The 15981-nt window shown below is 56.0% G+C and carries 13 protein-coding genes; 11 read left to right on the forward strand and 2 right to left on the reverse strand.

Annotated features, from left to right (window positions below; genetic code table 11):
• Nucleotides 1-4: 4 nt before the first annotated feature.
• From ACFCTO_RS06305 to ACFCTO_RS06325, 5 genes are all read left to right on the forward strand, one after another.
• On the forward strand, nucleotides 5-736 hold the full coding sequence (locus ACFCTO_RS06305) for an alpha/beta fold hydrolase (protein WP_337372793.1): 732 nt from the start codon (nucleotides 5-7) through the stop codon (nucleotides 734-736).
• A 266-nt stretch (nucleotides 737-1002) separates the two neighbouring features.
• Entirely contained in the window at nucleotides 1003-2490 is a 1488-nt protein-coding gene (locus tag ACFCTO_RS06310) for an amino acid permease (protein WP_299721592.1), read from the forward strand.
• A gap of 673 nt (nucleotides 2491-3163) precedes the next feature.
• Nucleotides 3164-4138, forward strand: coding sequence for an asparaginase (locus ACFCTO_RS06315; protein WP_299721593.1), 975 nt, complete (start codon nucleotides 3164-3166; stop codon nucleotides 4136-4138).
• A 128-nt stretch (nucleotides 4139-4266) separates the two neighbouring features.
• Entirely contained in the window at nucleotides 4267-5295 is a 1029-nt protein-coding gene (locus ACFCTO_RS06320; protein ID WP_292261941.1) for an S-layer homology domain-containing protein, read from the forward strand.
• Nucleotides 5296-5316: 21 nt separating this feature from the next.
• On the forward strand, nucleotides 5317-6519 hold the full coding sequence (locus ACFCTO_RS06325; protein ID WP_440338074.1) for an S-layer homology domain-containing protein: 1203 nt from the start codon (nucleotides 5317-5319) through the stop codon (nucleotides 6517-6519).
• 192 nt (nucleotides 6520-6711) lie between these two features.
• Here the strand turns inward: ACFCTO_RS06325 and ACFCTO_RS06330 are convergent, their stop codons facing one another.
• On the reverse strand, nucleotides 6712-7362 hold the full coding sequence (locus tag ACFCTO_RS06330) for an HAD family hydrolase (protein WP_292299197.1): 651 nt from the start codon (nucleotides 7360-7362) through the stop codon (nucleotides 6712-6714).
• Nucleotides 7363-7507: 145 nt separating this feature from the next.
• Between ACFCTO_RS06330 and ACFCTO_RS06335 the strand changes: the two genes are divergently transcribed.
• The 3 genes from ACFCTO_RS06335 to ACFCTO_RS06345 all read left to right on the forward strand — a co-directional run bounded on the left by ACFCTO_RS06335 (nucleotide 7508) and on the right by ACFCTO_RS06345 (nucleotide 11954).
• Entirely contained in the window at nucleotides 7508-9760 is a 2253-nt protein-coding gene (locus tag ACFCTO_RS06335; protein WP_499876581.1) for an LPO_1073/Vpar_1526 family protein, read from the forward strand.
• 11 nt (nucleotides 9761-9771) lie between these two features.
• The gene (galU, locus tag ACFCTO_RS06340) at nucleotides 9772-10647 is read left to right on the forward strand and encodes a UTP--glucose-1-phosphate uridylyltransferase GalU (protein ID WP_299721596.1); all 876 of its coding nucleotides are present in this window, start codon (nucleotides 9772-9774) and stop codon (nucleotides 10645-10647) included.
• 881 nt (nucleotides 10648-11528) lie between these two features.
• Nucleotides 11529-11954 carry a SoxR reducing system RseC family protein gene (locus ACFCTO_RS06345; protein ID WP_292282035.1) on the forward strand — a complete coding sequence of 142 codons (426 nt, stop codon included), beginning with the start codon at nucleotides 11529-11531 and terminating at the stop codon, nucleotides 11952-11954.
• Nucleotides 11955-12147: 193 nt separating this feature from the next.
• Here the strand turns inward: ACFCTO_RS06345 and ACFCTO_RS06350 are convergent, their stop codons facing one another.
• On the reverse strand, nucleotides 12148-13170 hold the full coding sequence (locus ACFCTO_RS06350; protein ID WP_481325594.1) for a hypothetical protein: 1023 nt from the start codon (nucleotides 13168-13170) through the stop codon (nucleotides 12148-12150).
• Nucleotides 13171-13320: 150 nt separating this feature from the next.
• Between ACFCTO_RS06350 and ACFCTO_RS06355 the strand changes: the two genes are divergently transcribed.
• The 3 genes from ACFCTO_RS06355 to rpmF are packed head-to-tail and all read left to right on the forward strand — an operon-like array spanning nucleotide 13321 to nucleotide 15751.
• Nucleotides 13321-14973 carry a nucleoside kinase gene (locus ACFCTO_RS06355; RefSeq protein WP_302485656.1) on the forward strand — a complete coding sequence of 551 codons (1653 nt, stop codon included), beginning with the start codon at nucleotides 13321-13323 and terminating at the stop codon, nucleotides 14971-14973.
• A gap of 49 nt (nucleotides 14974-15022) precedes the next feature.
• The gene (locus ACFCTO_RS06360; RefSeq protein WP_292105983.1) at nucleotides 15023-15529 is read left to right on the forward strand and encodes a YceD family protein; all 507 of its coding nucleotides are present in this window, start codon (nucleotides 15023-15025) and stop codon (nucleotides 15527-15529) included.
• A 36-nt stretch (nucleotides 15530-15565) separates the two neighbouring features.
• A complete protein-coding gene (gene rpmF / locus ACFCTO_RS06365; RefSeq protein ID WP_014016180.1) occupies nucleotides 15566-15751 on the forward strand; it encodes a 50S ribosomal protein L32 in 186 nt (61 codons plus the stop codon).
• Nucleotides 15752-15981: the final 230 nt, after the last annotated feature.

Here is a 15981-nt window from a genome sequence, read left to right on the forward strand (position 1 = left end):
GGAAATGATTCAAGAAAAACAAGTAGGTATCAAGGGTATCCCCGGTCTGGTCATTACGTCCGGTGAAAAAGCGAAAGGCGTCGTCCTGTTCTATCATGGCTGGTCGTCGCAGAAAGAATTCCAGGCCGTCCGCGGCCGCATCCTGGCTTCCTATGGCTACGACGTCGTCATTCCCGACGCTGTCAACCATGGCCACCGCGGCACGCTGGACTATGAATCGAAAGTCGTATACTCTGATTTCTGGCAGACCATCTTCCAGAACCTGACGGAAGTGCCGGTCATGCTGGAATATATACAGGAAAACTGGCCCGATACGCCCATCGCCGTCATGGGTCATTCCATGGGCGGCTTCACGGCCTTAGGGGCTGTGAGCCTTTTCAGGGAATTCAAGACGGCTGTCGTCATGAACGGCTCCGGCTGGTGGGATGAATCGGACCGCCGCTTCCGGGCAGCCCTGCACATCGAAAAGCCGCGGGCCTACCGTTTCATACAGATGCAGTTCGCCGCCATGGATCCCTATACGCATATGGACCGCCTCAGCGGCCGGTCCCTCTTGTCCCTCCGCGGCGGTGCCGATGATGTCGTCGACGGGGCTGCCCAGGAACTCTATCTGGAAAAACTGGCCCAGCGCGATGACGTCAAGACCCAGTCCATCGTCTACGATGACCTGGGCCACTTCGTCACGACCAACATGATGGGCGATGCCGTCAACTGGCTCCAGACAGAACTGCATTAAAGAGAAAATCGGATTTGCTTAAAAATAATAAGAGGCAAAACCTTTCTCTATGGAAAATATTAAATTAATTACGACTATATACTTTACAAATTTAAAAACATGAGTATAATATACGTATAAACAGAAACCGCAAAGGTGCGAAAAGCTAAGAATCAGTCATCTTTATGATAGAAATGATTCGTTTTCCACCTTGGCGGTTTTTATGTTTTTATAGTTATCATTTTTATCATTCATGTCTTAGGGGATGTATAACAGGGGGGATAGGTATGTCAAAGAATATTTTCCGAACGAAAAGCATCAACCAGTTTCTGTCGGAAACGAAACAGGACGGCGGCATGAACCGCGTCCTGGGGACTTTCGGCCTGACCATGCTGGGCATCGGCTGTATCGTCGGCACAGGGATCTTCGTCCTGACCGGCATTGCCGCCGCCAATTACTCCGGCCCGGCCCTGGTCATTTCCTTCATCATCGCCGCACTGGCCTGCGGCTGTGCGGCACTTTGCTATTCTGAATTCGCCGCCATGATTCCCGTAGCCGGCAGCGCCTATACGTACGGTTACGTAGCCTTAGGCGAATTTTGGGCCTGGGTTATCGGCTGGGATTTGATTTTGGAATACACCCTGGCCTTGAGCGCCGTGTCCATCGGCTGGTCCGGGTATTTCGGCAATATCCTGACCAATCTGGGATTGGCTCTGCCGAAAGAATTCATTACGGCGCCGGAAGAAGGGGGCCTCATCAATCTGCCGGCTATGGCCATCATCTGGATCATCACCTTGATCAACATGAAGGGCATCACCCAGAGCTCCCTGGTCAATGACATCATCGTCGTCATCAAGCTGGCCGTCGTCGGCCTGTTCATCGCCCTCGGCATCAGCCACGTCGAACCGGCCAACTGGACGCCGTTCATGCCTTATGGCTGGTCCGGTGTCTTCACAGGCGCTTCGGTCATCTTCTTTGCTTACATCGGCTTCGACGCCGTCTCGACGGCTGCTGAAGAAGTCAAGAACCCGCAGAAAGATTTGCCTCGGGGCATCATCTTATCGCTCATCATCTGCACCATTCTCTACATTGCCGTATCGGCCATCCTGACCGGCATGGTCCCGTACTTACAGTTCAAGACGACGGCCGCTCCCGTTGCCTATGCACTGCAGCTCGTCGGCTATCATTGGGGTGCCGCTGCCGTCTCCGTCGGCGCTATCTGCGGCCTCACGTCGGTCCTCCTGGTCATGTGTCTCGGCCAGAGCCGTATCCTCTTCGTCATGTCCCGCGACGGCCTGCTGCCGCGCTTCTTCGGTCACATCAATAAGACGACCAAGACGCCGGTCCGCAGCTCCTTGTTGGTCGCCATCGTGTCGTCCATCCTGGCCGGCCTCGTACCTATCGGTATCGTCGCTGAAATGGTCAACATCGGTACGCTGGCAGCCTTCATCATCGTATCGGCATCGGTCATCATCCTCCGCAAAAAAGCGCCGGACCGCGTCCGCCCGTTCCGCTGCCCCTGCGTACCGCTGATCCCGATTCTGTCGATTCTCTTCTGCGGTATCCTGGTCATCATGCTGCCGACAGTCACGCAGATCCGCTTCATCGTATGGCTGGCCATCGGCCTGGTCATCTACTTTGGCTATGGCTATAAGCACAGCATCATCACCAAAGCCCAGAAAGGCACGCTGAACGCAGCCCCTGCGGCCGCTGCTGATGAAACAGCCAGAGTACCTTCGGTCCACGAAGGCGCTCACTCCACTATTGAACACTGACGCATTCTATATATCGACAGAAAAAGACCCGCCCTCTCCCCTGGCCGGGTCTTTTTCTTGCCGTCAGCCGTCAGCCGTCAGCAGTTAGCCGTCAGCAGCTAGCCGTCAGCTGCCAGCCGCCGCCCTTTGGGCGTCCCCTACGCACAAGGCCGCCGGCCGTATGTTTTTTGCGGCCTGCCATCTGCGGACTGCGGCCTGCGCTCATTTCCATCGCCTGCATGCGATTTCGCAGGGGCCGTCCCAAAGGGCGGCCCGCTTCAGGATAGGTGTGGTTTCCCAAGCTAGCCCGCCAGGTACCGACCAGCGGGCGGGGCAGGGGGGCAGAACGGACAGCCGTGGCTGGCGGCCCGCAGGCCTCTCGTTAAAAAGCAACCTCTCAGTCAGCTGCGCTGACAGCTCCCCTAGCAGGGGAGCCGGGCCACGAACCACGAGCCGCGAACCACGAATCACGAATCACGAGCCACGAGCCCCTAACCCCTAACCGCTAACCCCTAGCCCCTAGCCACAAGGCGGGCCGCCTAGCCTCTGCTGTCCGTTCCAGCAACCATCTTGCGCCTTCCGTTGGTCGGCACCCGATGGGCTGGAAAGGCTTCAGGACGGCCCCTACTAGCCACTAACCCCCCATTTGTGGTAAAGTAGAACCATATCATCATTGCAGAGGGGAGCTATGAGAATGGAAAAAAAGAAGATATATGTACTGGCCTGTGGCGGGACGATTGCCGGCAAGGCCGCGTCGGCCGATGACCTGACGGGTTATGCTGCCGGCCAGACGTCGATAGATGAACTGCTGGAAGCCGTGCCCCAGCTGGCTGATTATGCCGACGTGCAGGGCGAACAGTTCTGCAACATCGACAGTTCGGATATGACCGAAGCTTTATGGCTGTCCCTGGCCAATCGGGTCCAGGAAGTAGCCGACCGGGAAGACGTGGACGGCATCGTCATCACCCACGGCACGGATACGATGGAGGAAACGGCGTATTTCCTCGACCTCACGGTCCACACCATCAAGCCCGTCGTCCTTACGGGTTCCATGCGGCCGGCGACGGCCATCAGTGCCGACGGGCCGCTGAACCTCCTGGAAGCGGTCCAGGCCGCGTCCTGGCCGGACCTGGGGAAATACGGTGTCGTCATCGTCATGAACAGCACCGTCCACAGCGCCCGCTTCGTCGAAAAGACCGATACGACCCATGCCGATACCTTCAAGGGCCGCCAGATGGGCTGCCTGGGCTATATGCAGGACGGCCGGCCCCGCCTGTACCAGCAGCCCCTGCGCAAGCATACGTGGTCGTCGGACCTGGCCGCTCCTAAAGAACTGCCAGTCGTCGCCATCGTCTATGCCTATGTCGGCCTCACCGCTGACGACGTACGCCGCCTGGCCCAGGGGAAAGCGGGACTGGTCATCACGGGTCTCGGCCATGGCAAGATGCCCGAACCGGTCTGGCAGGCCTTGCAACCCTTGATGGAACAGGGCCTGGTCGTCGTCCGGGCTGCCCGCGCCCTGGGCGGCATGGTTACACCGGTTCCGGCTTATGACGGGACGGTCACGGCCGATTCCCTGACGCCGCAGAAGGCCAAGATCCTCTTGCAGCTGGCCCTGGCCCACACGACGGACCGGGAAAAAATACAGGCCATCTTCGACGCCTATTGAGGCCTGCAAATCACGGCTCTATGCCTTCCCTAATAGGGCGGGGTGTGATAAAATAAATAAGATATGAAACATAGGTATGCAATCCATGTATCCTTTACGACACTGACATAGATAGGAGCGAATGAATCATGAACAAGTACAAAAAATTGATGGTCCTTACGGCCCTGACAGCCGCCCTCGGCACGTCGGCTTTTGCCGCATCGACGGGGATTACAGATATCAGCAATTATTGGGGCAAAGACGCTATCCAGTATTTTTATAACCAGCACTACATCAGCGGTACGAACGGCCAGTTCCGTCCGAACGAAGACATTACCCGTGAAGGCGCAGCTGCCATCATCAACAACATGATCGGTGAAGATTCCAAAGTCAAGACGACCAACTTCAGCGACGTCAAAGGCCGCTGGTCCGAACGGGCCATTGCCTCGCTGGTCGACAAACAGATCATGAGCGGTTACAGCAACGGCACGTTCAAACCGGAACAGAAGATCACCCGCGAAGAATTCGCCGTCATCGCCTACAACTACATGACCTATAAGGGCATGAGCACCCTCGAAGGGGCCGCTCCCTATGCCGACGAAGCCAAGATTTCCAGCTGGGCCCGTCAGGCCGTCGACGCCCTGGCCGCTGCCGGTTACATGAAGGGCGGCAACTACAACATGTTCAACCCGAAGCAGTATGTCACCCGCGGTGAAGCCGTCAACGTCCTCTACCGCATCCTGACCGGCGTCAAGGAAACGACGCAGAGCCAGGACGGTCTGGAATCCAAGGCATTCAAGGATATCAAAGACGTCTACGGCTCGGTCAAAGCCTTTGCATCTGACGGCATCATGTACTGGCAGGGCGACAAGCTCCACATCGGCGTCAAAGACCCGAAGAACAAACAGAAACTGGCCGATGCCATTGCTGCCGACAAGGATATCCCGGCCGAATCGGTCTATGTCCAGAAATCGACGTACAGCTATGACGACTATAAGAACCTCATGGCCCAGGCCGAAAAGATTTACAAGGCTACGGAAGCGACGAATGCTACCGTTTCGACGGAACCGGATTATCTCAATGAAAAAGTCGTCCTCACAGTCAGCTCCATTTCCAAAGAAACACAGAACAACCTCAATAAAGCCCTGGGCAGTGCCCTTCGTATCGTCATTCAGTAATCGCAGCAGAGGAGGATTTCCATGGTACGGAACAAAATCGCTGCCATCCTGGCAGCTGCGGCCATCTTGTCCATCAGTGCCGTTTCGGCCGATGCCCCTTATACAGACCTGGGCAGCCTGACCGACCGCGCGGCTGTCGATTACCTCTATGATACGCAGTGCCTGACTTTCATCACAGGGGATACCTTTGAGCCAGACCGGGTCCTGACCCGCGGCGACCTGGCCCAGCTGCTCTATAATTCGGCAGCCAATATCCCCCTGGCACCGGTGGAAGCGGCCGGTGCCCACGATGTGCCGTCGGGCACGGCTGGTGATGCCATGAACAGCGTCGCCGCCCAGGGTATCCTGGCAGGCTATCAGGATGGGAATTTCCATCCCGAAGAACCGGTGAGCCGCGAAGAATTTGCCGACGTCATCTACCGCTACTTGCAGTACAATCAGCTGGCCGACCCGGACCAGGCCGTCAAGCCCTATGCCGATGCCGCGTCGATTGCGCCGGCTTACGCCAGGGCCATCGACGTCCTGCACAGCAAGAACATCATGGTGCCGGCAGATAACTATTTCCATCCCAAAGAAGGCATGACCCGGGCCGATGCCGCCCAGGTATTTTACCGCCTCATGCACTCCGACGGGGACTATACGTCTCATGTCCAGGTCGAATCGCAGCTCATCAAGGCCATCAATGCCGAATACGGCTCAGTGCCGATCTACTTCCGTAGCGGTACGATGTACTGGGATGGCGATACCCTGGTCCTGGGCATCAAAGGCGCTCCCAGCAAATACTTGCAGCAGCGCATCAACACGGACGTAGCCAAACCGCAGGCCATCAAGATACGCCGCGTATCCCTGAGCCACAGCGATTACAGCCAGCTCATGAATAAGGCCATCCATTGCGTCGTCGACAACGAAGGCGTCCAGAACTACGTCGGCGCCCTGCCGGACTACGTCAATGAACAAGTCGTCCTCACTGTCCGCCATCCCGTCGGCAAGGCGACGCTGGCTGAACTGGCCAAACGCGTCGGCGCCGGCCGGGTCCGCCTGGAAACGGCTCCCATCGCCGGGAAAGCTCCCATCGTCCAGGTAGCCGGACAGACAGACACAGCGGAAGAAGCCCCTGTGACGACAGAAAACACGAAAAAAGAAACAAGACAACTCTATTCCAAACTCTTAGACGACGCCACATCGAGCGCCATCACCTCCGTCCAGAACGACGTGATGAAGTGATTTGTAGGGGACGCCCAAAGGGCGTCCCGCAGGTCGCAGTTCGCAAAAGGGACTGTCGCATGAAGGTTTATTCCATCATGCGCGGTCCCTTTCTCTTTATAGTTTGTAGTACGGAGTTTGTAGTTTGTAGAAAATGGCTTTAAATTTAAAAGCATTCACTAAAAACTACAAACTGCAAACTTAAAACTCAAATCACACTCCGAAGAGTTCTCCCAATTCTTCCCGCGTGTCGATGAGGTATGTCGGCTGGAGGGATTCCAGGAAGTCCCGGTCGCGGAAGCCCCAGGTGACCAGGGCTGCGTCGAGGCCGGCGTTATCGGCCGTTTCTTTGTCGACTTCCGAGTCGCCGACGTAGATGGCGTCGTCTTTGGCACAGCCCAGGCGCTTCAGGGCTTCCCAGACCATGTCTGGTGCCGGCTTTTTGCGGTACATCGGCGTTTCACCCAAGGAGAAATCGACATAGTCTTTGAAGTATTCATCGTGCAGTTCCGATACGGCACCCTGGCCTTTGTTGGAGACGATGGCCATGTGGTAGCCGGCCGCCTTGAGCCGGCCCAGAACCTGAGGGATGCCGGCGTAGGGGAAAGTCGTCGTCTGGCAGTGGGCGCTGTAATAGGCGATGAACTCTTCCGTCATCGTCCGCCGCAGGGGTTCCGGCGCGTCCGGTGCGGCCTTGTCGATGAAGCCGTCGTAGCCGAAGCCCAGGCAGGGACGGATGGCATCCTGCGTCAGGGCAGGCAGGCCGTGACGGGCGAAAACATAGTTCAGGCTTTTCGTCAATTCGTCCAGCGTATCCAGGACGGTGCCGTCCATGTCGAAGACGATGGCTTTATATTTTTCCATGAAAAAGACTCCTTTGAAGGACAAAAAATCAGTTTACTCTTTTATTATACGAAAGTGCGAATTAATCGGCAATAGGGAGTAGCTCATGCCGTCATCTTATGCTACAATGGGGAAAGAAGTTTGATAAAATAGAGGAGAGGATGACATGACAAACTTTTTGCCGTACGCTATCATAGCGGGCATAGCAATCGTCTTTTTTGTAATTTGTTATATTATGTATTCCGGCGGAGGGCACTCCGAGAGTAGTCCCCAAACGGAGAAGAAAGGGAACACGAAGACGAAGACGCACTACGACGGCGAGCCGCAGCCGCTGCGCAGGGTCCAGCACCGCAGCCCGGCAACAGTTAAGCATGCCAGACAATTACCGAAGGAAGCGGACGACGAAGAAACAGCCCCCTTGCCGCAGGTCCCGAAAATGACGCTGGGCGAACGGCGGGAGCATCCGGAAGAAACGGCCTTTGTCACGACCAAAGGCGAAGCCGTCCGCCGCAATGGCAAAATCGTCTATAAAGAAGCGCCGAAAGCCCAGGAAGCTCCGGTCCGCAAGGGCCCCAATGCGGATGACCTCGATGCGACGCGCGTCCTGTCCCGCGATGAAATCCTGGAAGCCATGGAAAAGGTAGACAAAGAAGAAGCCGCTGCCTATAAGGCCCGCGAGGAAGAAGCCAAACTGGCCCGTCAGCGCCAGGCCGAACAGGAAAAAGAAGCCCAGGAACAGCAGCTGGCCCGCAACCGGGAACGGCGCGAACAGGCCCGCCGCGAAGCCGCTGCGGCCAAGGAAGCCAATGCCCGCCGGGAAGAACGGGCACGCTGGGCCGAAGAAGTAGCCCAGACCGAAGAAGACAAGCCGCCTCTGGCTGATATGGCCGCCATCGTCTCGGCTGACCTGGCCGCCAAAGATGGCGGCGCCGCCCCGGCCGCCAGGAAACAGGCTGCCCCGGCAGCTGAAACGGCAGCATCTGAAACAGAAGCGCCGAAAGACACGCACCGCAAGCACATTCTCCGCGACGTCATGGCCGAAACGGCCAAAGCCGCTGGCCAGGCAGCCGGCACAGCCAAAGCCGTCACCGACGCACCGTCGGCCGCCAAGAAACGGGCCGTATCCGAAGCGACACAGGTCCTGGAAGGACCTGTCGTCAGCGAAGGCATGAAAGCCGTCGCTTCCCAGCTGGAACAGACCCAGCGCATGGAACCGATCCACATCGACTCGGCCATGACGGCCAAGAAGAAAGCCGTCCCGGAAGAAACGATGGTTATGCCGTCCATCCGGGCCCACAAGTCCCAGGAAAAGGCGACACCTGTCGTCAAGCCGGCACCGGTCGTCAAACCGTCCCAGACGTCGTGGGATTCCAATACGTCCGGGACCGATACGCGCAACCCGTCGCTGGGCAATGCGCCGCACTATGCGTCCGTATGGGAATCGGAAAGCACCGTCGATTCGCCTGTCGTCCGCCAGTGCGTCTCTCACTTCCTGCGCCAGTACGGCGTCGTTTCGCCGGAACTGCAGCAGCAGACGGAATACATCACATCGGCGGCCTTTGACCAGATCGGCTGCCAGACCGATACGGAACGGCAGCAGGCCCTGGCACCGCTCATCGTCCAGGAAGCTTTGCAGAACGTCCAGAAAGCTTATGCCGCTCATCCCGATGATTACGTCGGCACCATTGCCCTGCAGGCCTTTTACGATATCGTCCACTGCTCGCCCATTTCGACGCGCCACCTGGTCGCCATCGATGCCTTGAAGGTCATGCCCTATTTGACCCAGGGCCATTACCAGATCCTGGCGATCCTCTTATTGTTCCTGTATTCGCACAACTCCCATAACGTCGACAAGGATTCGTTCTGCCGTTACATCGACAAGTACGTCTATCCCTTCCTGGATGGCTTCCCGACGGAACGGCCTTATTACCAGCAGCTCGATTACCTGCACTGCACGGCTTTTGAAGCCAAGGAAACGTATTTTGCCGAAATCCTGTCCGATTCGTATCCGCTCTTGTTCCGCTACCGCGGTTTCACAGAAGAAGAATTGCGCAAAGCCCTCAAAGGCAAGCGTATCCCCAATGAATTCATCGTCCCGTCCTTCAATTCGCCCCTGGTCAAACTGGCCATGGTCGATGAAAGCATGGCCAAACGCTTCTTCCGCATGACCGGCATCAACGACCGCAACATGCAGGACCACATCCTGCGCCTGGCCAAGAAACGCCCGGCCAACTTCAGCGGCGAAGAAGCCCTGGACATCATGGAAGATATTTCGCCGGTCCTGGCCGAACTGGGCGATATCTGGGACAGCTCGCTGCTGCGCGTATCGACGCTGTCGCTCCTGGGCCTGTACTTGGCTCAGGGCTTCGTCAAAGAAATCATTGGCGAAGAATTCGATTTGTCCCGCTGGTTTGAATAAGGAGCATCGTTGTGAAAAAAATCCGTAAAGCCGTCATCCCGGCGGCCGGGTTCGGCACCCGTTTCCTGCCGGCGACGAAGGCGACACCGAAAGAAATGCTGCCTATCGTCGATAAACCGACGATCCAGTATATCGTCGAAGAAGCCCTGCAGAGCGGCATCGAAGAAATCCTTATCATCAGCGGCCATGCCAAACGGGCCATTGAAGACCATTTCGATACCAATCCGGGCCTGGAACTGCACCTGGAAGAAAGCCATAAGATGGGGCTTCTGAACATGGTCCGCAGTATCTCGGAAATCAATATCCACTACATCCGGCAGAAACACATGCGGGGCCTGGGCGATGCCATTCTCTGCGCCCAGTCCTTCATTGCCGATGAACCCTTTGCCATCCTCCTCGGCGACGACGTCGTCTACAACGAAACCAATCCGGCCCTGCGCCAGATGATCGACTTGTACAACGACCTCGATGCGACCATCCTGGGCTGCCAGGAAGTGACCTTAGAAAAAGTGTCGTCTTACGGCATCGTCCAGGGGACGCCTGTCGAAGGGAAGGACATCCTGAAAGTCAACCGCGTCGTCGAAAAGCCGGCCATCAAAGAAGCACCGAGCCGGACGGCCGTCCTGGGCCGCTATATCGTCACGCCGGACATCTTTGAAATCCTGGCCCATACCCAGCCGGGCAAGGGCGGGGAAATCCAGCTCACCGACGCCTTGCAGACCATGGCCAGCCGCGAAGCCGTCTATGCCTACTGCTTTGAAGGCAAACGCTACGACGTAGGAGACAAACTGGGCTTCCTCAAAGCCAACGTCGAATACGCCCTGCGCCGCCCGGACCTGGCCGCCCCGTTCCGCCAGTTCCTGAAGGAAGTTGTTCGTGGTTCGTAGGGGCCGTCCCAACGGGCGGACCGCGTGAATTTTGTGTATGACGTTATAGCTTGTAGTGGGTGGCTAAAAATTTAAAACCAACAGCTGACTGCTAAAAAAAGGGCCGTTGCACGAAGGCTTCTGCCATCATGCAAGGCTCTTTTCTCTTTAAAGCTTGTAGTACGGAGTTTGTAGGTATATGTGAGATACTTGTGAACTGGATGATTTGCGTGAGCGGGCGCCCCACGTGGGCGCCCCTACAGAAAAAAGGCGCTGTCTTCATAGGACAGCGCCTTTTTTGACGACGAACGACGAACGGCCTACGACGAACGACTATAAACTGCACGAAAATAGAATGATTGAAGGAATAGGCGTATGCCATAAGGGGCCAGTAGGGGCGACCCGTGGGGCGCCCGCTACGCGCAGAGGGTTTCCCGAAGCGTCGTTGTTAGTTTGAGTTTATAGCGGCGAAGCCGCATCTGAGTCCGAGAAAAGGCGTAGCTCGTTGTTCGTAAAGACCTGCCATCATACTCGGCTAGGCTGTGGCAAAATATCACAGCGGGCTTCCCACGTGGAAGCCCCTACGAAACGGCCACAGGCCGTGATTTTTTGCGGTCTACCACCTGCGAACCGCGGCCTGCTTATTATTTTCATCGCCTCTATGCGATACCGTAGGGGACGTCCTGTTAAGGCGTCCCGCTGTGAATCCTGTAGACAGCCGGAATTTATGACAAATGGGATGAATTTGACGCGGCAAAGCCGCATTGTAGGGGCACCCGTGGGGCGCCCGCTATGGAATAAAGGGGGAATCTCCTGATGGCACTATGCTTGAAACTACACGAAAATAGTATTGATTGAATGAAAAGGCCATGCTATAATAGGCACAGAAAGAAGGGATTCCTATGAAAATTGAAGAAGGTACGATTATTTCTATAAAAGAAAAAGGCACGGCCGAAATTAAGGTCGGCCGCCATTCCGACTGCATCGCCTGCGGCGCCTGCGAGGGGGCTGAAAACATCGTCGTCACGGCTGTCGACCCGTTAGGCGTCAAAGTCGGCCAGCACGTCAAATTCGAATTCCGCGATGTCAACATTGTCATCGGCGCTTTCATCTGTTTCGTCATGCCCCTGTTGGTCTGTGCTGCCGGTGCCTTTGCCGGTCACTTCCTGGCCCTGGCCCAGGGCTTCGATACGGTCCAGACGGCTGTTATCGGCGGCATCATCGGCTTCCTCATCGGCGCCGTCGGCGTCAAACTCTTCGACCGTTCCCTGTCGAAAGCCGAAAACTCCAAACCGAAGATCATCGAAATCTGTTCAGGCGGGAATTAATGTATAAAGGCTTTGTTTGTAGGGGTCGCCGTTTGTAGGGGTCGCCGTTTGTAGGGGTCGCCGCGTGGGCGACCCGTTAGGGATTTAGACGATTCTTCTGGCAAAGTGGTTGGGCAATCTACATATCACAGAGCGGGCGCCCCACGTGGCGCCCCTACAGTAAAAATAAGCTGTCGCGATGCGACAGCTCATTTTATTTTTCCGGCAACGTATCGGCCAATGCCAATTCTGTGCCGTCTTTGAGGGTGATGGCCGTGAGGTGGAGTTCGCTGGTCATGCCGTCCAGGGTCTGCGAACGGATGAGGCTGTACTGTGACGGGATGAGGGGATTGAGCAGGAACTGGCTTTCATGGGTCCGTTTTTCCGCCGATGTCGACAGGCGCAGGGGCGACGTATAGAGGACGGCCTTATCGCTGTCCCGGCGCAGAGTGTAGACGGCTTTGACAGAAGCGATGTCATTGCGGTCCTTGCGGAAGACCGGCGTATAGCTCAGGCGCAGGAAGGTGCGGCCCTGGCCGGTGACGATTTTGGAAGAGACGTCGCGGACAGTCATGATGGCGTCGATTTTTTGCTGTACCGGCTTGTTGTAGGCAGCCAATTCTTTCTTCATGACATCGCGTAAGTCGTTGAGGAAGGCTTCCGGGTCGGACAGGCCCGTGATCATCCAGGTCTGGGACGGCGTCTGTTCCAGCGTGACCGTACAGGGGACGGTCGCGCCCAGGCGGTCGTTGTACAAATAGAGCTTCACTGTATTGTCATGGCTCCAGTCGGCGCCGTCGAGGTGCCAGCCCGCCAGGGGGACGGCCAGGCCGGCGCTCTTCAAGGTGCGCTGCAGGTTATCGGCCGTCTTTTGATATTCGTCATTGTCCGTATTCCCGGCCAGCGTCCAGTTCAGGTAGAGGTCGGCTGTGGTGATGAAAGAAGCTCGCAACGGCGAGCGGATGATATTCAGCAAAAAGGATTCATCCGTACTGTCCGACGTATGGGACACGAGGGCATCGAAGAACTGGCCGCTCAGGGCCCCTTCATCGACGTGGCGGCTGAAGGTCTCCATATCCCCGTCCCGGGCGGCACGGATGACCTGGGAGACGGCATAATCGGGCGTTTTCATATAGACGTACTGATATGACGCAATCCCTGCTAGGATACAGCCCATGAGGACGACCAGGGCCAGGAAGACTTTGCCATCCCATAAGGTAAGCACTCTTTTTCTCATAGATTATCCTTCCTTACTACACGAAATCCTATTTTTCTTATTATACCACAGTCTGCGTTAGGCGTTCAGCCTTTCGGCGCATCTGCCGCAGGCTGCAAAAATATGGTATAATGAATATGCCATTACCGAAAGAAAAGGAGCGTGATTCCTGTGATTACTTTACACGATGTGAAATCAGGGAATTCCTATGAAGTCAAGGAAGGAGTGACGCTGCAGCAGGTCTGTGAACAGTATTGCCAGCACGACGACATGCCCATTGCAGCGGCCTTATACAATAACGAATGTGTCGGCCTCCAGACCAAGGTCGACCAGAGCGGCGACGTAGACTGGCTGCCCATCAATACCATGGAAGGCAACCAGTGCATCATCCGCACGGCCATCTTCCTCCTGGTCCGCGCCGTCAGCGACCTCTATCCCGACGGCAAGGTCCTGGTCAAGCATGCCCTGCGCAAGGCCTTGTACTGCGAACTGGAAATCGGCCACACCGTCACCGTCCACGACGTGGACATCATCAAGAAGCGCATGCACGAAATCGTCGAACAAGATGAACCCATTTCCCAGGTCATCGCCAGCGCCGAAACGGCTATGGAAATGTGCCGCAACCGCCATATGATGCGGGAAGCGGAACTCCTGCGCCACGTCGACGTCACCCATATCATGGCCTATCAGTGCGGTCAGACTTTTGACTACTATATGGGGCCTCTCCTGCCCAGCATGGGCTATGTGACCTGCTTCAACCTGCGGTCCTATGCGCCCGGCGTCATCCTGGAAACGCCGACCGTCGACAATCCCAATGAATTGCCGGAATACAAGGAAATCCCCAAGATGGCCCGCCTCTTCCTGGATGCTGAAGAATGGGGGCGCATCGTCCGCTGCGAATACGTCTATGACTTGAATCATTACATCGAGAACGGGACCATACAGGATATGGTCGACATGGCCGAAGCCCTGCAGGAAAAGAAGCTGGGCCAGCTGGCCGACTATATCGTCAGCCGCCGGCCGAAGGTCAAGGTCGTCCTCATCGCCGGCCCGTCGTCGGCAGGCAAGACGACGTTCTGCAAGCGCCTGACGACGCAGCTCCGTGTCAACGGCCTGCGGCCTATCGGCATTTCCCTGGACGATTACTTCTATAACCGCGAAGATACGCCGAAGAATCCCGACGGCAGCTATGACTTCGAGTCCCTGCGGGCTATCGACGTACCGCTCTTCAACCAGCAGATCGATGACCTCAACCAGGGCAAGGAAGTCCACCTGGCCCGTTTCGATTTCGTCACAGGCCACCGCCATTTCGACGACAAGCCGACGGTCCTGGAAAAAGGCCAGCCCATCGTCGTCGAAGGCCTCCACGCCCTGAACGATTCCCTGACCTACATGCTGCCGCGCTATGAAAAGGTCAAGATTTCCCTGGGCGTCCTGACGCAGATACGCATTAACGACCACAACCGCATTTCCACGTCGGATACGCGCATCATCCGCCGCATGGTCCGGGACCAGCAGTTCCGCGACCGCGGGCCCATGGCGACCATGGATATCTGGGCTGACGTCCGCCGTGGCGAAGAAAAGAACATCTATCCCTATCAGGAAGATGCCGATACGATTTTCAATACGGCTTTGCCCTATGAACTGTCTGTCCTCAAGCCCTATGCCGAACCGCTCCTGGAATCCATCGACAAGGGCAGTGTCCATTACGCCGAAGCCCGCCGGCTCCTGCGGTTCCTCAAGCCCTTCAAGGGCATCGACTCATCCGTCGTACCGCCCAATTCGCTGTTGCGGGAATTCATCGGGCCAGACCGGAAAAAATGATTGACAAAGCCCAAGTAGATAGATATAATAGTATAGTCGAGGTAGAAATATGAAACTACAAGTCGAAGAAGCACTAAAAGAAGCCGGGAAGTCTTTCCCCTTTTCTTTTGAATGTCCGGCTGCCGAGCTAGGTGAAGTGGAGGACCTTCCTTGGAAGGACGCCACAGTAGTTGTGGATGGGGCTTATTGGTTCGATGGTAACCACATGGTGGTACAGGGAACCATACAGACCTCTGGCAAATACACCTGCAGCCGCTGCCTGTCACCGGTATCGGTGGATCGGAAGGAAACACTGTCTGAAGTCTATGGTACGGAAGCAGAGCTTCCCGAGGACGTATTGCCCTATAATGGGGAGTACATCGATTTGACGGAGACAATTAGAGAAACGTTGATCCTCAGCGAGCCAATGAGGGTTTTGTGCCGGCCAGACTGCAAAGGACTCTGTCCGCAGTGCGGTGCAAACCTGAACGACGGACCCTGTAGTTGTCCTACCGACAAGATTGACCCAAGACTCGAAGTCCTGGCTCAATTGTTGCGATCCAAAGAAAAGCGCTAGAAATAACGTACCATGTGATTTAAGGAGGTGCAGAACATGGCAGTACCGAAGAACAGATTATCCCAGACTCGTCAGAAGATGCGTCGCGCAAACTGGAAATTGACCGCACCGGGCTACGTAGAATGCCCGCAGTGCCACGAAGCAATGATGCCTCATCATGTATGCCCGACTTGCGGCTACTATAAAGGCAAACAGGTTGTCAACAACACAACAGCTGAATAAGAGTTGTACATAAAAAGGCGCTGTCACAGAAGACAGCGCCTTTTTTAGCAGTCAGCAGTTAGCAGTCAGCAGTTAGCGGATGGCTTTAAATTTAAAGGGATCTCGCATGATGAAATCAATGAGCTGCCCCCCAATAGTTAGACCAAAAATCTAACGATTGGGGGTCAGTTTTTTTATGGCAAAACACAGTTATGAATTTAAGAAAAAAATAGTGCTGGAATACTTGAGCA

It is taken from the genome of Megasphaera indica, from assembly GCF_046614755.1.
Lineage (GTDB): Bacteria > Bacillota > Negativicutes > Veillonellales > Megasphaeraceae > Megasphaera > Megasphaera intestinihominis.